Raw genomic sequence first — 22,343 nt, 5'->3', positions numbered from 1 at the left:
CTCCCGTTGCCGGCCCCTCTGTGGCTGTCTGGTTGCGCGGCTCGCGGATCACTCCGTCGCGAGCAGTGGGCGCAGGATCCTCACGATGTCTCGGCCTTGAGGGTGCGCGTCCGAGCCATGCACCAGGACCGTGTCTGCTCCGGCCTCAGCGAACTCAGCCAGTGACTCCGCCAGTCGCGGACCGATGCTCAGGGGATTCTCCGTGGCATCGACCGCTGTGTAGACATAGATCTTGGATGCACCGTCCCGCCCGGCTGTGGCACGGGCTTCGTCCACGATCTCCCGCGCATGCCGAACTACGTTCGCGTCTGTCGTCGTGTCGAGTAAGACGCCGTCAGCCTCCGCGCCAGCGAGCGCGATGGTGCGCGGACCGCGGGCCCCGACGATGATCTCCGGTCGACTGACCGGCGGCCACGCGAGCTGGACCCGATCGAGTCGCACGTACGTGCCCTCGATCGTGACCTCCTCGGAGTCGAGCAGCCTGCGGACGGCGATCACGTACTCGCGCAGCAGGGTCATCGGCGACGCCACGCTGCCCCCGACCTGGGCCATCCACTCCTGCACCCCGTGACCGAGGGTGACCACGAAGCGATCCGGCCACAGGCGAGCGAGGGTCGCGATCTCCATGGCGGCCAGGGCCGGGTTGCGCAGGGGAACGGGCAGCAGGCCCACGCCCACCCGCAACGAGCTGGACCAGGAGAGAGCAGCCGCCGACGCGGTGAGTCCTCCTTCGCAGAAGCAGTCTTCCCACAGCCACAGCTCGGCGATGCCGGCTGCTTCGACCTCCGCGACCATCGCCCGAAGCTCCTCGGGCGGGGACTGCGGTCGGAAGACGACCCCCACGTTCGGCGTCATTGGCGTGCTGCCCCCTTGCGAACTGCCGGAGCCGACCGCACCTCAGCGAGGGGCGGCCATGGCCGCGGTCTGCGGCGTGACGAGCTCGCCGTAGCCTGGCTGAGCGAGAATCCGTGGCTCGCCGTCGTCGGCGTACACGACTTGCCCGCGCACGATGGTCCGCCGCACTCTCGCGTCGATGCGTCGTCCGTCGTAGGCAGTGCCCGGGCAGCGCGTGAACAGCTGCTGGGCATCGACCTGGATCGACCCCTGGGTGTCAATGACGACCAGGTCGGCGTCCGCGCCAGGGACGATGGCGCCCTTCCGGGGATACAGACCGAACTGCCGCGCCGGGTTGCTGCTGAGCAGCCTCGCGACCAGGCTCAAAGGAAGCCCCCGCTCCCGGGCGCTGGCGACCATCAGGGGGAACATCAGCTGGATGGTGTTGATCCCCGGTGCCACGTCCCAGGGATTGCCGGGCTTCTTCTCCTCGTAGGTGTAGGCGCAGTGGTCCGATGCGACATTGTCGAGCTCGCCATGCTCGAGAAGCTGCCAGAGCTCCTCGATGGCGCTCTGAGACGTCAGCGGGGGGTTGCAGACCCCCCACTCGGACACCGTGTGGAGATCCTCGTCGGCCAGGATGAGGTAGTGGGGACAGGTCTCGGCGAAGACCTTGACGCCGGCGCGCTTGGCGGCGCTGATCTGCTCGACGCTCCGCGGATCGCTCATGTGGACGAGGTGGATGGTGGCACCGGTGGCCTTGGCGAGGTCGAGCACCATGCGCACGGCAGCCGTCTCCGCGCCGCGACGGACCTCGGCGGCCTCGTAGACGCTCCGCTCGAGGTCTCCGACGGGCAGTCTCGTCGCATTCAGGTCGATCAGTGCCTGGGACTCACAGTGCACGGCCAACGGAACGCCGAGTCCGGCCAGGTGACTCATCCCGCGCATGAGTTGCTGCTCGTTGAGATGTGGCATCTCGGGGGTGTTGCAGACGAAGCCCTTGAAACCCACGGCTCCGGCCTCGACGATCGCTCGCAGCGCAGTCGGGTCCTGTGCAAGGGCGGGAACCAGCGCACAATAGAGCCCGAAGTCGACGACAGCCTTCGGCGCGACGATGTCGCGCTTGTCCAACACCAGCTCGAGCGAGTCGACCAGCGGCTGGGTCTGTGGCATCTCGAGAACGGTGGTCATCCCGCCGGCCGCGGCCCCCGAAGTGCCGCTGTAGAAGTCCTCGCTCGCGGTGAGCCCCGGGTCGTTGAGGTGGACGTGGGTGTCGACCCCGCCGGGGAAGACGTGGAGGCCGCTGGCGTCGATGACGGACTCCGCGTCGACCCGGGCGCCAGGCTCCTGGATGGAGGCGATCCTGCCGCTCTCATCGACCAGGATGGTCGCGGCGAACAGCGCGTTCTCGGTGACGACCGTTCCACCCACGACAGCGAGAGCAGCGCGCTCGTGCCGACCCGGCTCCGTGCTCGGGACGTGCGAGGTCTGGCCCTTGCTCATGCATGCTCCTTCAACATCGAGCCGATCCGCCTACGACGACCGGTTGGGTTCAGTCGAGAACGTCCCAGGTGCCGAGGGTGCCGCCATCGACCCAGATGGTCGTGCCGGAGACACCTCGTGACAGGTCGGAGGCCAGGAACAAGATCACGTCGGCGACCTCTTGCGGCGTCGCCACCCGCCCGAGCGGAATGCGGCGTCGCTCGAAGTCGCTCAGGCTCGTGGGATCGCGCAGGTCGTCGGTCTCCTGGGACTTGATCATCTCGCCGGGACCAACGCTGTTCACCCTGATGCCGTGGGGCCCTAGCGCGACAGCCATCGCACTGGTCGCCGTGTCGACCGCCCCCTTGGACGTGTCGTAGTGGACCGACACCGGGTCGGACTGCTGGGAGGACGTCGACGAGACGTTGACGATCCGGCCCGCCACCTGCTCGCTGATCATCCGCTCCGCGGCTCGTCTCGCGCACAGGATGCTTGCGGAGACGTTGACGCGGAAGACCTGGTCGAGGAGGTCCTGGTCGATGTCGAAGAACGGCGTTCGGCGATAGATGGCGGCGCAGTTCACGAGCACGGACACGGTGCCGAAGTGCTCCTCCGCCTCCATGAAGACGCGCTCGATCTCCGCTGAGTCGTCGAGGTTGGCGCGGATGTAGTGGAAGTCGTCTGTCTCGTAGGCATCGACGGCCGTGCCGGAGTACGCGGCGCCTTGTCGGATCGACTCGTCGAGGCCGACCGCTACCACCTTGGCGCCGGCCGCCAAGAAGGCAGCGCAGGTCGCCGATCCGATCATCCCCGAAGCGCCCGTCACGAGGACGACGTCGTTCACCAGGTCCTTCATCACTCACCGATCTTCGAGCCCAGGGTCAACAATTCTGATGCAGCCGCATCCAGCGGTGGAAGCGCCGCGACCGGCGCTACCTGTTCTCCAGCTTGTTCTTGGTCGCCTCGGCCTGCTCGGTGAACGCCCAGAACTCCTTGCTGGGCGAGAACTCCACGAGCACGGAGTCCTCGAGCCACTCGACGCGGTGAGGAGGTGCCTGCCAGTAGATGTCGCCCGTGGTGCACTCCAGGTTGCCGTCCTTGGTCACGATGCGGATGCGGCCCGAGATGACGACGCCGAAGTGCGGGCACTGGCACATGCCGTCCGGCATGTCCTCGAAGGACTCGACGGCGTCCCAGCCGGCCTTGCCGCGAACGATGCTCATCACCGTGTCGCCGATCTCGGCGCCGCGCTCTTCCCACTGCGCGTCCTTGAAGGTCGTGGTCAGGGTCTCCCACGCGAAGGCGTAGGACTTGTCGTTCGACAAGGGGGTGAGCTTCTCCATGCCAATGCCTTCCAATCGGGCCTGCGGGTCTCGCGTTCCGGCCATGAGTCCGGTGGTCACGCACGACCCTAGGTGTCGGTTTAGTAGATTGTCAACTATCTGCAGCCGCCGGTCCGAGGGGCCACTTCAGCTCTTCGGGCCCGGTCGCCGCGGCAGGGCGATGTACTTGTATTCGAGGAACTCCTCGATGCCGACCCGACCCCCCTCGCGACCGATTCCGGACTGCTTGACCCCGCCGAACGGCGCCGCGGGATTGGAGACGATGCCCGTGTTGAGGCCGACCATCCCGACCTCGAGGCGTTCGCTGAGGTCGAAGGCGCGATCGAGATTCGTGGTGAACACGTACCCGACCAGACCCCACTCGGTGTCGTTGGCGATCCGGACCACCTCGTCCTCGTCGTCGAACGGCACGACCGGCGCTACGGGTCCGAAGATCTCCTCCGACATCATCGCCGAGTCGGTGGAGACGTCGGTGAGGACCGTGGGCGGGTAGAAGTATCCGCGCCCCTCCGGGACGACCCCGCCGGTCAGCACCTGCGCGCCCCTGTCCCGGGCGTCGTCGACCAGGCGCTGCACCTTCTCGCGGCCGGCAGAGTCGATCAGGGGTCCGACCGCGACTCCATCGTCGAGGCCGTTGCCGACCCGGAGCTGCGACATGGCCGTGGCCAGCTGCGCGCTGAACACGCTGGCGAGGCTCCTGTGCACGTAGATGCGGTTCGCTGCCGTGCAGGCCTCCCCCATGTTGCGCATCTTGGCCGCCAGGGCTCCCTGCACGGCGACGTCGAGGTCGGCATCGGCGCACACGATCAGGGGCGCGTTCCCTCCCAGCTCCATCGAGGCACGCATCACCGTGTCTGCCGCTCGCCGCAGCAGGAGCCTGCCCACCTGCGTAGATCCGGTGAAGCTGATCTTGCGAGCCCGACCATCGGTCATCCAGCGTTCGACGACCGCGTCGGCCTTCGTGGTGGTGACGACGTTCAGCACGCCTGGCGGCAGCCCGGCCTCCTGCATCGTCGCGGCGAGAGCCAGCGACGTCAGGGGCGTCTGCGCGGCCGGCTTGAGCACCATGGTGCAACCCGCCGCCACGGCGGGCGCGATCTTGCGCGTCCCCATCGCCAGCGGGAAGTTCCAGGGGGTGATGAGCACGCAAGGCCCCACGGGCTCCCGGGTCACGATGATCCGGTTGGCGCCGTCCCCGGTCGTGCCGTGGTCGCCGGAGATGCGCACGGCCTCTTCGGAGAACCAGCGCAGGAACTCGGCGGCATAGGCCACCTCGCCCCTGGCATCCGGCAGGGGCTTTCCCATCTCCAAGGTCATGATCTCGGCGAACCAGTCACTGCGCTCGGTGACCAGCTCGAAGGCACGCCGCAGGATCTCGCTCCGGACCCGCGGTGGCGTGCGGCCCCAGGATGCCTGCGCCTCGACGGCCGCGTCCAGAGCGGCCGCCGCATCCTCGAGGTCGCCGTCGGCGATCGTGGCCAGGCTCTCGCCGGTAGCAGGGTTCTCGACGTCGAACGTGAGCCCGCCCGGCGACTCCGACCACCGACCACCGATCAGCAGCCCGGTGGGGACAGGCTCGCCAAGCGAGATGGGGACGAGCGCGCTCGAGTTGCTCATGGTCGGGTTCCTCCGTGATCGTCGGCGGGGTCGAGAAGCTGCGCGAGGTGCGCAGACGCTGAGGGCGCATGGCGCCCGGTGAGCTGCCTGACCTGCATGTGACAGCTGAACCCGTCGGTCAGGACCGGGGCGTCCGGCGCGGCCCGCAGGGCGGGGGCCAGACCTTGTTCAGCCACCCACATGCTGAGGTCGTAGTGCTGGGGTTCGAAGCCGAAGTTGCCAGCGACTCCACAGCACCCTGTGGCCTCTCGGATGGTCGAGACGCCGACTGCGCGCAACGCGCCTCGCTGGGTCTGCGCGTCGAAGACGGCGTACTCATGACAGTGCGTCTGGACCGTGACCTCGGGCGGCACCGGCGTACGGGGAAGCCACCCCTCGGCGACCTGGGCGCTCACCTGCTGGGCGAAGCTGCGTACGCGACCGGCGACCCGGTGAGCGGCATCCGACCCCAGCAGCTCGGGGAGGTCCTTGCGCAGAGCCGCAGCGCAGCTCGGCTCGATCACCACGACAGGCCGGTCGGAGCCGTCGTCGAGAGCCGCGACGGTGCGGCTCATACGCTTCCTCGCCATTGCGAGCTGCCCCGTCGAGACCCACGTCAGGCCACAGCAGACATCCGTGCGGATCTCGGCCGACCGGTGTGATTCCAGCACCCGCCGCGCGGCGCCCGCCACCTCGGGCCTGAAGGCCTTGGTGAAGGTGTCGACCACCAGGACGACATCGGCAGCCTCGCTGCCGCCCGACGGTGCACCGAGGGCGCTCCTCAGTGCGCGCCGCGACGTGAAGTGCGGCAGGGAGCGCTGGGGGGTGAGGCCGCCGAGCCGGAGCACGAGCGGCCTCACGGGACTCGACAGGACGGCGTTGGCGATCCTGGACAGTCTCGATGTCGCACTCAACAGGACCGGCAGCCAGCCCAAGGAGTAGTGCGACAGCGGTCGCCGCCGGCCGGCGTAGTGGTGGTGCAGGAACTCCGCCTTGTACGTCGCCATGTCGACGCCTGTGGGGCAGTCGCTGGAGCACGCCTTGCAGGACAGGCAGAGATCGAGGACCTCCAAGACCTCCTCGGCTCGCCATCCATCGGCCAGGTTGCCCGTTCCTCGCACCATCTCCTGGAGGACGCGAGCACGAGCCCGGGTGGAGTCCTTCTCGGCTCCCGTCGCACGGAAGCTCGGACACATCACCCCGCCGGAGTGCGAGCGACAGCGGCCGATGCCGATGCAGCGATGGAGGGCCTCGGGGAATCCACCCGCGGACCGGCTCTCACCCTGGCCGAAGTCGAAGGCCGTGACCCAGTCCCGGGCCGGTGGCTCCGCCAAGGCCAGATCCGCAGTCATCGATGGCGGGTTGACGATCACTCCGGGGTTCAACAGCTGCTCGGGGTCGAAGATCCGCTTGAAGGTGCCGAACGCCGCCATGAGTGCCGGTGAGTACATCTCCGACAGCAGCTCCGACCGTGCCCGACCGTCGCCGTGCTCGCCCGACAGCGTCCCGCCGTGGGCCACCACGAGCCTGGCCGCAGCGCGCAGGAAGCGCGCCATCTCCGAGCGCCCCTGCTCGCTGGCCAGGTCGAAGTTGATGCGGATGTGCATGCATCCGGCGCCGAAGTGGCCGTACATGACGCCGACGAGCCCGAACTGCTGCAGCAGCAGCCGGAAGTCGCTGAGGTAGTCGGCCAGCCTCTCCGGAGCGACGGCCGAGTCCTCCCAACCGGGCCAGGTGGTGACGACGCTCCCGTCGTCGCGTGCGATGCGGGACGACAGACCCGCGCCGTCCTCCCGGACCCGCCACAAGCCCTTGCGCGCGTCGGCGTCGCTCACGCCGAGACTGTCGACGAGGCGACCGAGCTCGCCCAGCTCGGCGATGAGTTCGCCACCTCGCGCCGCCACCGCCTCGCTGTTCTCGCCGTCGAGGTCGACGAACAGCCAGGCCCGCCCGTCGGGCAACGCCGCGACGGAGTCGGGGCCCCGACGCGCCCGCATCGTCTCGACGATCGTCACGTCGATGCCCTCCACGGCGGCCGGCGAGTAGCGCAAGATGGTCGGCACGTCGCGAGCTGCCTCGACGACGTCGTGGTACCCGAGGACCATGAGCAGTGCCGAGGGCGCCACGTCCACGAGGGCGACGGTCGCACTGACGACGACGGCACACGCTCCCTCGCTGCCCACGAGTGCGCGCGCGACGTCGAAGCCGCGCTCGGGCAGCAGATGGGACAGGTGGAACCCCGAGACCTGGCGCGGGATCCTGTCCAGCTCGAGTCGAAACTCGCCCAGGTGGTCGCGCGTCAACTGCTCGAGCTGGTGAGTGATCTGCTCTGCACGCTCCACCGCCACCGCGTCGTCGGCGTCTGTCGCCGCCAGGCCGGATCGGTCGGCCGTCACCCGCACGCCGTCGGCCAGCACGAGGTCCAGCGAGAGGACATGGTCGCTCGTCCGCCCGTGCCGCACCGAGTGGTTGCCACAGGCATCGTTGGCGACCGACCCACCCACCGTCGCTCGCGAGCTGCTCGACGGGTCGGGCGCGAAGGTCAGCCTCCCGCCGGTCTGCGCGCTCACCTCCTGCGACAGCACCGACAAGACCGCGCCAGGCTCGACGACGGCGCTCCTCGAAGCCTCGTCGATCCGAACGATCCGGTTCATGTAGCGCGAGAAGTCGACGACCATCCCCCGCCCGACGGCGTTGCCGGCCATGGAGGTACCGCCGCCCCGTGCGGTCACCGCCAGACCCACCCGGTGGCACGAGGCGAGAAGCTCGCTGACCTCGTCCGGCGAGCGCGGGAAGGCCACTGCGCCTGGCGCGACCCGGTAGTTGGAGGCGTCGTAGCTGTACTCGACACGGGCACGGGAGGTGACGTCGATCTCCACCGCGCAGGACCTCGCGACGTGCGCGACCAGGCGATCCACGACGTCAGCCATGGTTCCTCTTGTTCACGAGGCGGTCCTTCGACGATGTCAGGGTTTCGATCTTGAGCGTGGAGCGCATCAGGCTCGCGCTAGGTAGACTTCTCCGCCACCACCTCCACGGCCGCAGTGAACCGCTCGACGCCGAGAGCGATCTCGGAATCGGTGACGTTGAGCGCAGGAATCAGCCGTACGACGTTGCCGACCGGGCCACAGGTGAGTGTCAGCAACCCCTGTCGTGTCGTCTCCGACTGGACCGCCGCGGCGCTGGCCGCATCAGGAGTGCCATCGGCTGCAGTGAACTCGATGCCCTGCATGAGGCCCAGACCACGGACGTCGCCGATGAACGCGAAGCGGTCCCGCAACGGCTCGAGTGCCTCCCCGAGCTGCTGCCCGCGCTGGCGCGCGTTGTCCACGAGCCCCTCGTTCTCGATCACCTCGAGCGTGGCCACCGCAGCAGCCGCAGCCACGGCGTTGCCTCCGTAAGTCCCGCCCTGGGAGCCGGGCCAACCCTTCGACATGGTTTGCTCCGGCGCGGCGATGGCCGAGATCGGGAATCCGGATGCAATGCCCTTGGCGGTGACGAGGATGTCCGGAAACGCGGAGGAGTGCTGGTGCCCCCAGAACTTGCCGGTGCGTCCGACGCCGGCCTGCACCTCGTCGAAGATCAGCTGGATCTGGTAGCGGTCCGCGCGCTCCCGGAGTCCCTCCATGAACGCAGGCGGAGTCGGCAGGTAGCCACCGTCCCCGAGGACCGGCTCGATCAGGAAGGCAGCCGTGTCCTCGGGTGCCGTCCGCGTCACGAACAGGTAGTCCAGCTCTCGTAGGGCGAGAGCGACGGCGGATGCCTCATCGAGCCCGTAGCGGTAGGCATAGGGGAACGGGGCCATGTGCACCCCTCCCATGAGGGGGGAGAAGCCTGCCGAGAACCTCGTGCCGGCGGTCGTCAAGGAGGCCGCCGCCACGGTGCGCCCGTGGAACCCGCCCTGGAAGACCACGATGTTCGGCCGACCGGTCGCCATGCGCGCCAGGCGGATGGCGGCCTCGACCGCCTCCGACCCGGAGTTGGCGTAGAAGACGGAGTCGAGTCCGGGCGGGAGGACCTCCCCCAGCTTCTCGGTCAGCTCCAACAGCGGTCGATGCATTATCGTCGTGTACTGGGCGTGGATGATCTTGCCGACCTGCTCACGCGCGGCCGCGACCACTCGCGGGTGACAGTGTCCCGTGCTGGTGACGCCGATCCCCGTGGTGAAGTCCAGGTAGTCCCGGCCGTCGGTCCCGCGCACGATGCTTCCCAGCGCGTAGTCGACGACCACCGGGGTGGCCTGCTTCAGCAGCGGACTCAAGTTGGCCATGCAGTTCCTCGTCTTGTCGGGTCGGCTGCGCTCGACTGATGCTCGACTGGGGCTCGAATGCCCTCGAACGCGTCGCGGCCGCTCCAGCATGCGACTTCGTGAGCAGATTGTCAACAATTAGAGAGTTGGCAGTGCGCATGCCGACAGTCGGTCGCCGGGACGGACGACCGGTGAGTGCTCAAGAGGTGTGGGCTCACACCTCTTCTGCGCGCTGCAGGCGCATGACGCCGTCCTGCATGTGATCCTGGAGCCGCTCCAGGGCGGTCTCCAGCGAGCCGGACTCCAACGCCTCGAGGATGAGGCGGTGCTCGTCGACCACCGTCGCCACGTCGTCCTGCGTGGCTTCGAGGGCAGTGATGCACATCCTGGTCTCGGCGAGCAGGGTCGCCTGCATCCGGACCAGGCGGGGACTGCCTGAAGCATTGACGAGCGCGGCGTGGAACGACAGATCAGCGTCACTGACGGACTGGCGCTCTCCCGACGCGGCGGCCTTGGCGAGGTTGGCGCAGGCCTGGCGCAGCTTGCTGAGGTCGGCCGAGGCACCCCGGCTCACCACCATCCGCAGGGCTGCACTCTCGATCGCACTGCGCGCGTCGTAGATGTCGGCGATGTCGTCTTGAGTCAACTCCTTGACGAAGATGCCGCGGTTGCGCTCGCTGCGAAGAAGGCCCTCTTGGAGCAGCCGCTGCATCGCCTCCCGCAGGGGTCCGCGACTGACGCCGAAGGCCTTGGCGAGCGCGGCCTCACTGAGCTGGGAGCCGGCCGTGATCTTCCCCGAGATCAGGCTCTCCCGAAGCTGCTGTGCGATGAGTCCGGGAGTGGACTGCTGAACGACCGGCGTGAACTCCCAATCTGACGTGACCATGCTCTCCAGCCCCCCGATCCTAGGCGCCGTCTCCGACGCGGCTTCCCCCACTGGCTCCCGACTTGTCGACCACGTGGTCCAAGCTCCTGCCTTCGAGCCAGGCCACGGCGTTGTCGACGAACTGTCGCGCCAGCCGCTCGCGCCACCCGTGCGTATCGCCACTCATATGCGCGGTGATAGTTACCCCATCCATGGTCCACAGGGGACTCTGTGCCCTGAGAGGCTCCTCGGCGACGACATCCAAGGTCGCATGCGCGATATCGCCGCGTTCGAGAGCCCCAATCAAGTCGGCTTCGACCACGAGCCCACCACGCCCGACATTGACGAAATGGGCGGAATTCTTCATGGCGGCGAAAGTATCCCGGTCGAACATGCCCCGCGTCGAGTCATTCAGCGGCGCGACGGCGATGACATCATCCGCCCAGCCGACGTGCTGGTTGAGATCGGCGCTCGACACGACGTGTCCGAAGTCCGGGTCGTCGGGCCGCTCGGTTCTCCCGGCTCCGCGGACCTCGACACCCACCGCGCTCAGAAGCCGGGCGATCTCACGACCGATGGCGCCGGTTCCGACGACGAGGGCGCGACTTCCGCGGAGGTCTTGAGTCTCACGGTGCCGCCACTCGCGTCTGGCCTGCAGCTCGTAGGTGGCCCGGAGGTCCTTGGCGACCGCCAGCAGAGCGGCCAGAACGTACTCGGCGATCGGGCGGTCGAAGACTCCGCGGGCGTTGGTGACGATAACCGGCGACTCCACCAGCTCGGGGAACAGCAGCGTGTCGACGCCTGCAGCCGACACGTGCACCCACCTCAGGTCGCTGGCCGACCCCCACGCCTTCTCCAACGACGAGGAGAAGAAATCCCATAAGAAGAGCGCCTCCGCGCCGGGCAGGGCTCGCGCCAAGGACTCGCTGTCGCAGTAATCGAGATGCACTCGTCCGGCCAGCTCCTCCAGGTATGGGGGCCGGTCAGCAGCGGTACGACCGAGAACCACGATCCGGCGCATCTCGGTCAACGGAGCCACTGAACACCTCCTCGGAACCGCCGGTGCGCATTATCGTAGGAATCTCGCAGTGTCAACAATCTACAGGTATCCTGAGGATCTGCCAAGAGCCTGCACGGCGCGGTCGCGGTCCGCCGCCCTGTGCTCCCACCGGCTAGGCGAACGGCTGCCCCGAGGAGAAGCGCCGCACCACGTTCGCGGTGATGCTGGCGACGTTGTTGTCGTAGTCATGGTGGGGCAGGCTGCCGATCCACGAGACCGAGCCGGTCGAGAACACCGCGCCGCCGTGCCCGGTCTCGTAGAAGACCATGTCCGCCCTCACGAGCTCGGGAATGGCGTCCTCGAGGCCCGCGACATCGGTCAGCTCCTCGATCGCCGGCACGTAGTCCGCGCCGAGCAGTCCGGCGGAGGTGGCGAGGACGAGCGCGTGCGGAGGACTACCGAGGTCGATGTCGTAGCGGTCGATCTCGTACCCCGAGGCGCCACCCAGGATGAGCCCGAAGTCGCCGATGAGGTCGTCGTCGACACCCGAGAAGACGAAGGATGCTCGCGGGTCCTCGCTGGCGGGCAGCCTTCGATAGCCGGCGCCGGTGCTCGCCCCCCAGGCCGTCATGCCGACACCCAGTCTCCTCTGTGGCGCCTGGCCACGGTGCCGCCACAGACCGCCCCACTCCGCGGAGGTGCTGTGCACGCACTCCCCCGGAAGGGTCGTGGTGGTCCGGCTGCCCGCGAAACCGCGCCGGACCTCCATGACAGCGTGGTTGTCGGGGGCCAGACTCGTCACCCAGTAGGCGCCGTTACCGCCCAGGTAGGCGAGGTTCCCGCCGCCGAGCAGGAAGTTGTCGAGGGCCGCCATCATGTCGCCGGTCCAGTACTCGGGGTGCGAGCCCGTCACGAGTGCCGAGCAGTTCGCCAGCGTCTGCACACCGTCGCGGTGAAGGTCCTCGTCGGTGATGACGTCGAACGGGATCTGCATCTTTTTCAGCAGGCCGATCAGGTGGAGATCGGCACTGAGCCGTGCGGGGGCCTGGATGTTCTGGGCGAAGTAGGAGGGCCTGATCGACGTGGGCTGCAGCCGCGACGCGTAGTACGTCGGGCTGCCGTCGGCATGATGGTCGTAGAGGCCCCTCAGGCCGTTTGCCGCGATGTACTTGTCCTCCTTCTGCGGCGGCGCCGTCGACTCCGCATCGAAGACGTGAGCGTTCGCGTAGGCCTGATAGGTCAGCGTGGGCAGCAGGACGCGGACTCTTGCTGCGGTCTCGTAGTCGGCGGGTCTGACCACGAACGGCACGTGATCTGTCACTCCGTCCGCCTCAAGTCGAACCGCGTAGACGCCCGATGGCATGGCGGGTTCGACAGGGATCACGAAGTCCGTCGCCCAGCCCGCGTCGGCCAGGTCGTCGGAGTGGAAGTGGATGGCCGCGTACTCGGTCGGACAAAGCGTCCAGTTCAGCTCCCTTCCGGACCAGTGGTGCCCCGTTACGGCACGCGCCGGCATGTTCTGCAGCTCGCCGTCCAAGCGGTGGGGGGAGACTTCGCGCGCGGTGCTCGTCGAGATGTCGCGCGAGAAGTCCCAGAGGGCGACGAGTCGCGGATCCTCCTCGAGGGACTCCCCCTCGGCGAGGGCATGGAGCTCGTCGGCGGTCAGCATGGCGTTGACGACGAAGGGCGACTCGATCTTGCCATCGAAGTGACCTGCCGTCCCCACCTCGGAATCGGCTCTCGCGCCGACGTACACGCTCTGGTCGGCAGGCTGACCGACCGCTGTCGCTGCGACCTCGCGATGGATCACGACGGGCTGCGCGACCCCCGGCCAGGTTCTGAGTGGCCGCTGCACCACGATGACGCGGCCGGCCTCCAGGTCCACCGCGGCTGCGACGAACGTCCAGCCACCCAGGAGGACCGGGTCAGGCACGACATGGCGCACCTCGGGGGCTTGCCCGTCTCCCACCCACAGCTCGAGATGTCCGTCGACTCCCACGACGAGGGCGAGCCCGCGACCATCTGCTGGATCGCGCCTGGAGATGACGCATCGCGGGTGCTCTCCGACGAGAGTCGGCTGAATCCACGCCCCCAAGCTGATCTGCGTCCCGAGCAGCTCGACGGGGCAGGCCGCCACCATGTACGACCCCATCCGCAAGTCCTGGCGACGCCCGCGGTGGCGGCCGTCGGCCGGCGAGGCGACGTCCACCTCCTGCATGCCCTCGCCCGTCCGGGTGACGCAGCCGGAGTCCAACCGGACGACCTTCGCGTCGTACTCGGCTTGCTCGCAGCTGACCTTCACCTCGATCTCGCCACCCTGGGCGACCGAGAGCTGGTCGGCATAGCCGACGAGACCTTTCGCGCTAGGCGCTTCCAAGACGGCTCCTCCGGTCGTGGGTGTGCTGGCTCACGGGGTCGGGCTCAGCGGGTCGAGCCCACGGGTCGGGGCCGTCGTGAAGCCGGGGATCGGGTCGTCGGCGACGAACCGGCGCATGACGTTCTCGGTGATTCTCGAGACGTTGTTGGAGTAGTTGTCGTGCGAGAGGCTGCCGGTCCAGGCGATCGAGCCCGTCGAGAAGACAGCCCCTCCCGCGTCGGTCTCGAAGTACACGATGTCCGATCTCACGTGGGAGTCCCTCATGGTCGGGATCTGCGAGATGTCGAGCACGTCCTCCACCGCTACGACGAACTCGTCGTCGTGCAGCCCGACGGAGGACGCCAGCAGCAGGGCGTGTGACGGGGTGCCGCTGTCGAAGTCCAGGCTGTCGATCTCGTAGCCAGCCGCAGCACCCGTCACCAAGCCGAAGTCGCCGATCAGCTCGTTCTCGCCGACGCCCTCGAAGATGAACGCCGCGCGAGGGTTCCAGCTGTCGGGCATGCGACGGTACGGCGCACCGTGACCAGGGCTCCAGGAGGTGAACCCCACGCCGACGAGCTCCTGCGGCGTCCGGTGCCGAAGCCGCCACATCCCGCCCTGCTCGCCGGTGGTGCTGTGGTGGTACTCACCGCGCAGAGCCGCGGTCGACCGGCTCCCGATCGGACCCTTGCGGACCTCCATCACGTGGCTGGCGTCCGGTGCCAGACTCGTCACCCAGTAGCAGCACTCTCCACCCAGGTACATCACGCGGCCGCCCTGCCCGAAATAGGCCTCGACCGCGTCGAGCATCTGCTTGGTCCAGTACTCCGGGTGCGAGCCCAGGATGAGGACCTTGTACGGGGCGAGTCGCTCGAGGCCGTCGAAGTGCAGATCCTCGTCGATGCAGACGTCGTAGTCGAAGCCCTTTTCCTCGAGCCAGTCGACGAGCATCAGGTCCGAGGCCAGGCGGGCCGGCGCGCCCAGGTGGGGCACGTAGTACTTGGGCCGGAGGGACGTCATCGGCCGCAGCCGCGAGGCGTAGTAGGTCGCCTGCCCGTCTCGGTGGTTGTCGTAGAGGCTCAGAAGGTTGCGCGCGGCGACGAAGGCGTCCTCGGCCTGGACGAGCTTGGCGACCTCCCCGGCCCAGTGCTGGGCGTTGGCGTAGGCTTGATAGGTCAAGGTGGGCAGGAGCACGAGAGCGCCGGCCGAGGGCCGGCCGACCGGCGCCTTCACGACGAACGCCACGTGGTCTTCGGAGTCGCCCGCGGCGAGTCGGGCGGCGTAGATCCCACTCCGGGTCCCACCAGGAACCGTCACCGCGAAGTCGGTCTCCCAGCGCGCGTCCTCCAGATCGTCGCTATGGAAGTGGATGGCGGCGTACTGGTCCGGAGCATGGGTCCAGTCGCTCTCCTCCCCGGACCAGGTAGCGCCCGTCACGGCTCGGGACGGGCGGTTTCGGCATGACCCGTGCAGACCGTGCGGACCGCCGTCGTGTGCGACTGAGCCGTCGATGCCCACACCGAAGTCCCACGCTGCGACGGGGTGCACCTCCGACTGCCGGGAACCGATCGCGGTGAGCTCGCTCGCCGACAGCGCCCGGTCGAACACCGCCGGTCCTTCGATCTTGCCATCGAAGAGCCCGTCCGCCGTCCCACCCTTGCCGCTGTAGGCAGCGATCCGGAACGCACCGCCGCTGACGCCCGCAGGCCTGGGATCGAGGGCCCGGGCGAGGACGACGTCGTCGTCCGAGAACAGTCCGCGACGAGCCGGCAACTGGTGCAGGCTCGCTGTCGCGGTGGCCTCGTCGTACGAACACGCCACGAAGTACCAGCCTCGGCGCCGGAGGGGGACGCCGGTGCGCAGCGAGGCAGTGCCTCCGCCGGCCTCGCCCACCCACAAGGCGAGCTCGCCGTCGGCGTTCAGCACCATGGCGTACCCGGCCTGAACCGCGTCGTCCCACTTGGCGACCAGGGCCTGCGGATGCCCTCGAGCTGGGCGCCACGGTTCCACCCAGGCGGTGAGCGTGAAGCTGGCGAGGTTCAGGGCGGCGTGGTCGCCCACCTCGACATAGGAGCCGGTCTCGATCGTCTGGACGCGACCCTGGTACGTCCCGTCGATCGACGAGGCGACGAGCCGCTCCTTGAACCCGGGACCAGCGGGGCTATCGTCCCCGTGGCGCAGCCGGACGTGCGCAACCGAGTAGCTGGGCTCGGAGCACGACACCTTGAAGGCCACCGTCTCCCCGGGCGCGACACTGAGGTGGTCGGTGTAGCCGATCACCCTCTTCTCAGCGGGGCCGCGCCATGGGATCCGGGGGGGCAGCGACGAGCGACCACGGCTCAGCGACATGCACTTCCTTCCTGAACGGCTGGAACGGGGGGCCTAACCACGGGGCGGTCTCGAGAGGCAGCGGGCAGGCCGGTTAAGGCGACAGCACCACACACATGCTGTCGACGGGATCGACGAGCCTTTCGCAGCCGGTGTCGGTGATCAGCACGCTGTCGGACGGACCGAGATCACCGACCGTGGCCATCTCTTTCGCGCCGAGCCTGAGGATGGGGTGCAACACCATGACCATCCCGGCTCGCAGCGTCAGGTCCGGCCCGGGCACGAAGGGCGGCTCGAGACCAAGCCCCAGACCGTGCACGTGCCACTGGGGCGAGAGACGGGTGTCCTCGTACCCCTTCGCGACACTCATGCTGCGCACGACCTGGTCCACCTGCTGGATGTTCACGCCTGGTCTCATGACCTTCATGCAGGCTTCGAAGACCTCCTCGCGCCAGGCGAGGAACTGCGTGCTCGGCTCATCCAGCGGCTCAAAGCTGTAGACGCGCCTGAACTCGACGCCGTAACCGTCAGGACCCGTGACGTCGAACTCGAAGACCACGACGTCTTGCCGCACGATCGTCTGGTCGGTCGGCGCACGGAACCCGCTGGAGCGAAGGCGACCCCTGGTGGCGAAGGGACGCTTGGCGATCGCGATGACAGAAGGTCCGCACCCGAACAGCCGCAGGAGGCGATGGGCCTCTGCGACCACGTCCCTTTCGGACCGGCCCGGCGAGAGCGACGCCTCCAAGGCTTTCACCGCCCTCTTGGCGATCAGCGCGGTCGACCGGTAGGCCTCGAACTCGGCTCCCGACTTGATCAGGCTGACGCGTTCGAACACCTCTCGCGCGTCGACCAGGTGGGCGTCGGGCACCGCCTCGGCGATCGCCCGGTAGTCCGACTCGCGCACGTCATCGCGGCTCACCAGACCGATCCGGCCGTTCGACAGGCCCAACTCCACGAGTACCTCGCCGACCTCGCGCCCGACACAGGTCACGGCCCGCGTGTCATCCTCGCCGATCCAGTCGCCCGAGGGCCACACCGGCAGCGGATCGGTGATCAGGATCGGACTGCCATCCAAGGGCATTACTACCATGACGACCGACCCCTGGTAGACGTACTTGGCCAGGTAGTTGACCCTGGCATGCGAGGTGCCGTCGCCCTGCGAGGCGACGACCAGCGCATCGAGTCCACTCTCAACCATCGACTCGCGCAGTAGCCGGTACCGCCGGTCCCGCTCGTGAAGACTTCCGAGCGCAACACTGTCGTCGTTCAACGATCTGCCCTCCCCACTGACGTCGATCGCAGTTCGCGTCGAGTGGCCAGCGCCTCCCCGCGCGAGGGAGGCGCTGGTCACGTCGAGCTACTTCAGCGGTGCGTCGATCAGGTCAAGGAGGTCCTGGCGCTCCTGCAGCAGGTCCCAGTACTTCTGCGCGACTTCGGTCTCCTCGCCGGATGCCATCGACTCCGGGATCGTCCCGCTCGCGGCGGCGGCTCCGTAGACCTCCGCGTTCGCCTTCTGGTAGTTCGCCGGAGCGTCGGCGTCGAAGAACGTCTTCTGCACCTCATCGACCGTCGGGTAGAAGTTGAACTCCGTCAGGGCAACCTTGGTCTGCTCAGGCGTGAAGAGCCCACCGGTGGCCTCCTTCACGCTCTCCGCGATGATGCCCAGCGCGGCGTCGGGCTGCTCGTTCAGGTACCTCACGGCGCGCAGCCACACGGCCCAGAGCCGAAGGGCCGTGTCCTCGTTCTCGTCCAGCCACTTCTGGGTTGCCGCGAAGTTCCCGAACGCGGGCGGGAACAGCTTGTAGGTGCCGGCGGTCACGAAGTTGTCCTTGAGCTCGGGCGCGGTCACGAGTCGCAGGGTCTGCGGGAGGGATCCAAAGTAGTAGTCGCCCTCACCGTTGATGAACGCCAGCGCCGAGGTGGTCTCGTTGGGGAAGTCGATCACCTTCACGTCGTCGAGCGTGAGGCCACCCTTGGCGAGCATGAGTCTCATGTTGGGAGCCTGGATCGCGCTCGCGATGGCCCAGCTGCTTCCCTTGAGCGACTTCACCCACGCCGTCATCGCGGCTTCCTCGTCGCCGTTGCTCTCCTCCAGGAACTGGTCGTAGCCCTTCTTCACGCCGACGCCGTTCTCGGCCCGGCCCACCGGCACGAAGCCCCGGAACTCCTGGTTGACCATGAAGTCCTTCAGGTCGGGCTGGTTGGCGAGGACCGGGATGATGCACGTCGGACACGACGCGGCGATGTCGGCGTCACCCCGCACGAGAGGCTGGTAGGAGAACTGCTGTGCCGAGGTGACGGTCTCGATGTTCAGTCCGAATTCCTTGTCGATGCCGAGCTCGTGAGCCACATCGAAGAACTTGTAGTCGTAATAGGGCTCCGTGTGGATCTTGACGGTGGTGAGGCTAGAGTCGGAGTCCGAGTCCTGCGAGTCACTCCCGCACGCTGTCAGAGCAAGCGCGCTGATGAGAATGGTGGCCATACCTCCCGAGAGTTTTTTGAGAGACTTGTTCATTCTTCCTCCGTAACGAGTACAACCCTGGTACGAACCTGAGACGTATTGGTGCTCGCCAATGTCAGCCGCGGCCCCCCAAGATTTCGCCGGCGAGGTCTTCATGCCCTCCACGCGGACTCCATGGGAAAAGTCGGCGCGAGAGGAACCTGAGCCCTCGGTCGACGATGATGGCCATGGAGCAATAGATGAGGACGGCGACTGAGACACCAGCGGTGTCCAGGTATTGACCGCGGACGATCATGAAGAATCCCAGGCCGTGCACGGAGCCCGAGAACTCGGCTGCCACATCCAAGCCCCAAGCGGCGATGAAGCCGAAACGGACCCCGAGCAGGATCTGAGGAAGGATGGACGGGACTACCACCGTGCGGTAGATCGCGAGACGATCAGCGCCACAGGTCATCGCTGCGAGCACGTGGATTCTCGCGACGTTTCGCACCGCCTCGATGGTCGTGAAGCTCAAGATCAGGAAGACCCCGAGGGCAACGAGGGCGATCTGCGGCGTACGACCGATGCCGAACCACAAGATGAAGATCGGAATGAGCGCGAAGATCGGGACCGGGCGGATGACGTCAAGGGTGAACTCGAACAGATCGCGTGCGACCCGGCTGAATCCGAAGAGAAGACCGACGAAGATCCCGGCGAGCCCACCGCTGAGTGTCCCGATGAGAATCATCGAGCCAGAGGTGAGGATCGCCTCCCACAACTCCGCGCGGAGCGTGACGACGCGGTCCCACATGGTGTCGGGACGCGGCAGGTAGACCTCGTCGACCAGCTCGGCGTGCGTCAGGAAGATCCAGACGGCGATGATGGCCGCCGGCACCAGGACCAGCTGCACCGCGCGCGGTATGCGCAGGCGCGTCCACGGTCGTACGGCCGGCGCACTCGCGGCCGCATCCGGCGCGAGCTCCTCGTGCGGTTGCAACACTCGGACATCCGGGTGGCTGCTCACTTCGCATCGCCTCCAGCCGAGGAGATCCTGAGCTGCTGCAGCAGCGTGGCCCGGAGCTCCTGCAGTTCCGGCATGGTGCGGGTCTTCTCCGAACGAGGCCGCGCGAAGGGCACGATGGTCTCGGACAGGATGCGGCCCGGGTGCGTGCCCATGAGCACGATCCGATCGCCGAGGAACAGCGCCTCTTCGATGTCGTGGGTCACGAATATGACGGTTGTCTGGCGCTTCTCCCAGATATCTAGGAACTCTTCTTGCATTCTCGCCTTGGTGATGGCGTCCAAGGCCGCGAACGGCTCGTCCATCAGTAGGATGCGAGGAGCCACCGCAATCGCACGCGCCACGTCGACCCGCTTGCGCATGCCTCCGGACAACTGGCTGGGATAGGACTTCTCGCGTCCCTCCAAGCCGACCATCTTGATGAACGACTTCGTTGCCGCGTGACGCTCCTCGCGTCTGACACCGCGCAGCTTGAGGCCGTACTCGACATTTTGGTGCACGGTGTACCAGGGAAAGACGGCGTCGTCTTGGAAGACCATGGCGCGTTCTGGCCCTGGCGCCTTGATCAGCTCACCGCCGGCCCTCAGGGTGCCGCTCGTCGGCTTGGTGAACCCCGCGATGAGGTTGAGCAGGGTCGACTTGCCACATCCACTGGCTCCGATGAGACAGGTGAACTCTCCGGGCTTCACGCTCAAGGACACGTTGTCGAGCACCAGGTTCTCGCCGAACTTCATCGACACGTCGCTAACCTCGAGGCCCACGGGGCTCTGGCGTTCATCCGAGCCCTGCGGGAGGGCCTGCGACGGCGTGGTTGGAACGCGCCCCATGCGAAACCACCTCTGCCTAGTAGTCCGGGTCGATTGGGTGTGGCGGACCGTTCGCTGCCGGTCGGGTACGGCCGAAGTTACAGTTGGGTTTGGTCCGTTGTCAACAAAAAAACAATCATGTCTTCTGCAGGTTCGGGGCCCAGTACTGCGCCCCGCGGGCCATCGATGTCCTGGCAGTGAGGTTGCCACGGACCCCATGTTCAGGGCGTCGAGGACCAGGTCGCTCGCCATCGACGTGGAGGCCCTCCAGGCGGTCGTCAATTGACCGGGCACACACCCGGTCGCTTCCCAACGGCCCCTGTAGGTGGCTCGGGACGATCTGCAGCTGTGCTTGGACAGCACCTGCAGATCGGCTTGGCCCGACCCCCCGGCTCGGCACGGCGAGGCACCGGGTCCGGACCGTGCTCGTCGATGAACCTCGCCGCAGGTCGCGGTCATCCGCGGGGGTACGCCGGGGTTACGTGAACGCCGACAACGCTTGACATAATTGAGAAGTCCGAGTGGCTCTTCTTGAGATAAAGCCGCATCAGACCACATATCGGGTGGGGTGGAGCTGAGGGTGGGCTCAACACATCGGAATGGGGTGTCTCAAGACTCGCGCGACCCCGACGACCCGCACCGCGACCGTCGCGGCGCCGTCGTTGACATCGGCATAGCGTGTCTCGCGACATACGGCATAGCCGGCGTGGCCAGCGTCGGGCATGTCGAAGTGACGTCTAGTCATCACCGCGGTCCTCGCCGGCGCCTCCCAATCAGAGGTGGCCCGCACCTACGGGGTCTCTCAGAGCTGGATCAGCCGACTGATGACCCGCTACCGAGACGAGGGCCTGGCCGCGTTCAAGCCCCGGTCCCGGCGGCCGCTGACCTCACCAGCCGCGACCGATGCCGCCGTGGCCGATCTGGTGCTGGGGTTACGCAAGGAGCTGGCCGAGCAGGTCCTGGACGCCGGCGCCGAGAGCATCGGCAGGCACCTGACCCACCGTCATCAACTCACGGTGTCGCGGGCCACGATCCACCGGATCCTCGTCCGCTCCGGCGCGGTGGTCCCGGACCCCTCGAAACGGCCCAGGTCCTCCTACATCCCGTTCGAGGCCGCGATGCCGAAGGAGTGCTGGCAGTCCGACTTCACCCACTCCCGATTAACCCGACCCGACGGCACTCCCGGGTGGGACGTCAAGGTGATCAGTTGGCTCGACGACGGCACCCGCTACGCCCTGCACGCCTCAGCCCAGGCCCGGATCACCACCCCGATCGTCCTTGTCACCTTCCGTGAAACCGCAGGTCAACACGGCATCCCCGCAACCACCCTCACCGACAACGGCATGGTCTACACCGCCCGCCACTCCGGCGGCCGCAACCACCTCGAGCACGAGCTACGCCGCCTCGACATCATCCAGAAGAACAGCATGCCCAACCACCCCACCACCTGCGGCAAGGTCGAACGCTTCCAACAGACCCTGAAGAAGTGGCTGCAAGCCCAACCGGTCCAGCCGACCACGATCGCCGAGCTACAGGACCTGCTCGACGCCTTCGCCGAGACCTACAACCAGAACCGGCCCCACCGCTCACTACCGAACCGAGCCACCCCGGCCACCGCCTACAACGCCAGGCCGAAGGCCACCCCGACCGGCGATCGAAGCACCGACAGCCACGACCGGGTCCGACACGACACCGTCTCGATCGCCGGCAACGTCACGCTGCGCGTCGCAGGACGCATTCGCCACATCGGCGTGGCCGAACCTACGCCCGAACCCGCGTCCTGATGCTCGTCCAAGACCTACACGTCAGGATCGTCAACGCCGCCACCGGCGAGCTCATCAGAGAGCTCTACATCGACCCCAGACGCGACTACCAACCACAAACCAGTCCCCAAACGACAATGTGCTGGTTCGGGACATCCCGGACACATGTCTCACGACATCCCGGACGGCATGTCTCAAGACATAGGCGACACTCCGTCAGCCTCCGGCCATGTCGAAGGCACGCCTGGTCATCACCG

16 protein-coding genes are annotated in these 22,343 nt (G+C 67.4%); 1 reads left to right on the top strand and 15 read right to left on the bottom strand.

What is annotated here, in order from left to right:
- Positions 1-48: 48 nt before the first annotated feature.
- From ISU10_RS13495 to ISU10_RS13425, 15 genes are all read right to left on the bottom strand, one after another.
- Positions 49-855 carry an LLM class flavin-dependent oxidoreductase gene (locus ISU10_RS13495; protein ID WP_194696933.1) on the bottom strand — a complete coding sequence of 269 codons (807 nt, stop codon included), beginning with the start codon at positions 853-855 and terminating at the stop codon, positions 49-51.
- Positions 856-897: 42 nt separating this feature from the next.
- Positions 898-2,337 carry an allantoinase AllB gene (gene allB, locus ISU10_RS13490; protein WP_194696932.1) on the bottom strand — a complete coding sequence of 480 codons (1,440 nt, stop codon included), beginning with the start codon at positions 2,335-2,337 and terminating at the stop codon, positions 898-900.
- A gap of 49 nt (positions 2,338-2,386) precedes the next feature.
- Entirely contained in the window at positions 2,387-3,172 is a 786-nt protein-coding gene (locus ISU10_RS13485; protein ID WP_194696931.1) for an SDR family NAD(P)-dependent oxidoreductase, read from the bottom strand.
- Between the two features lie 76 nt (positions 3,173-3,248).
- Positions 3,249-3,659, bottom strand: a complete 411-nt coding sequence (locus ISU10_RS13480; protein ID WP_194696930.1) for a cupin domain-containing protein — start codon at positions 3,657-3,659, stop codon at positions 3,249-3,251.
- A 126-nt stretch (positions 3,660-3,785) separates the two neighbouring features.
- Entirely contained in the window at positions 3,786-5,276 is a 1,491-nt protein-coding gene (locus tag ISU10_RS13475) for an NAD-dependent succinate-semialdehyde dehydrogenase (protein ID WP_194696929.1), read from the bottom strand.
- Complete coding sequence (locus ISU10_RS13470) at positions 5,273-8,185, bottom strand: FAD-binding and (Fe-S)-binding domain-containing protein (RefSeq protein WP_194696928.1); 2,913 nt, start codon at positions 8,183-8,185, stop codon at positions 5,273-5,275. The genes ISU10_RS13475 and ISU10_RS13470 overlap by 4 nt, the downstream gene beginning before the upstream one ends.
- 77 nt (positions 8,186-8,262) lie before the next feature.
- On the bottom strand, positions 8,263-9,525 hold the full coding sequence (locus ISU10_RS13465; RefSeq protein WP_194696927.1) for an aspartate aminotransferase family protein: 1,263 nt from the start codon (positions 9,523-9,525) through the stop codon (positions 8,263-8,265).
- 193 nt (positions 9,526-9,718) lie between these two features.
- Positions 9,719-10,390 (bottom strand): GntR family transcriptional regulator, encoded by a 672-nt coding sequence (locus ISU10_RS13460; protein WP_194696926.1) that lies wholly within the window; start codon positions 10,388-10,390, stop codon positions 9,719-9,721.
- Positions 10,391-10,409: 19 nt separating this feature from the next.
- Entirely contained in the window at positions 10,410-11,390 is a 981-nt protein-coding gene (locus ISU10_RS13455) for a D-2-hydroxyacid dehydrogenase (RefSeq protein WP_194697004.1), read from the bottom strand.
- A gap of 151 nt (positions 11,391-11,541) precedes the next feature.
- Positions 11,542-13,746: a N,N-dimethylformamidase beta subunit family domain-containing protein gene (locus ISU10_RS13450; RefSeq protein ID WP_194696925.1), complete on the bottom strand. Its 2,205-nt coding sequence runs from the start codon at positions 13,744-13,746 to the stop codon at positions 11,542-11,544.
- A gap of 30 nt (positions 13,747-13,776) precedes the next feature.
- Positions 13,777-16,074 (bottom strand): LamG domain-containing protein, encoded by a 2,298-nt coding sequence (locus tag ISU10_RS13445; protein ID WP_194696924.1) that lies wholly within the window; start codon positions 16,072-16,074, stop codon positions 13,777-13,779.
- A gap of 73 nt (positions 16,075-16,147) precedes the next feature.
- The gene (locus ISU10_RS13440) at positions 16,148-17,407 is read right to left on the bottom strand and encodes a M24 family metallopeptidase (RefSeq protein ID WP_370865345.1); all 1,260 of its coding nucleotides are present in this window, start codon (positions 17,405-17,407) and stop codon (positions 16,148-16,150) included.
- Between the two features lie 6 nt (positions 17,408-17,413).
- Entirely contained in the window at positions 17,414-18,538 is a 1,125-nt protein-coding gene (locus tag ISU10_RS13435) for an ABC transporter substrate-binding protein (RefSeq protein WP_194696922.1), read from the bottom strand.
- Between the two features lie 94 nt (positions 18,539-18,632).
- Positions 18,633-19,391, bottom strand: coding sequence for an ABC transporter permease (locus tag ISU10_RS13430; protein ID WP_194696921.1), 759 nt, complete (start codon positions 19,389-19,391; stop codon positions 18,633-18,635).
- Between the two features lie 125 nt (positions 19,392-19,516).
- Positions 19,517-20,251, bottom strand: coding sequence for an ABC transporter ATP-binding protein (locus ISU10_RS13425; RefSeq protein ID WP_194696920.1), 735 nt, complete (start codon positions 20,249-20,251; stop codon positions 19,517-19,519).
- 851 nt (positions 20,252-21,102) lie between these two features.
- On the opposite strand from ISU10_RS13425, the gene ISU10_RS23855 reads away from it, so the two are divergent.
- Positions 21,103-22,107, top strand: coding sequence for an integrase core domain-containing protein (locus ISU10_RS23855; RefSeq protein WP_370865343.1), 1,005 nt, complete (start codon positions 21,103-21,105; stop codon positions 22,105-22,107).
- Positions 22,108-22,343: the final 236 nt, after the last annotated feature.

It is taken from the genome of Nocardioides agariphilus (assembly GCF_015352445.1).
In the GTDB taxonomy this organism is placed as follows: domain Bacteria; phylum Actinomycetota; class Actinomycetes; order Propionibacteriales; family Nocardioidaceae; genus Nocardioides; species Nocardioides agariphilus.
The sequence above is the reverse complement of the archived record's forward strand: the minus strand, read 5'-3'. Positions and strand labels throughout refer to the sequence as shown.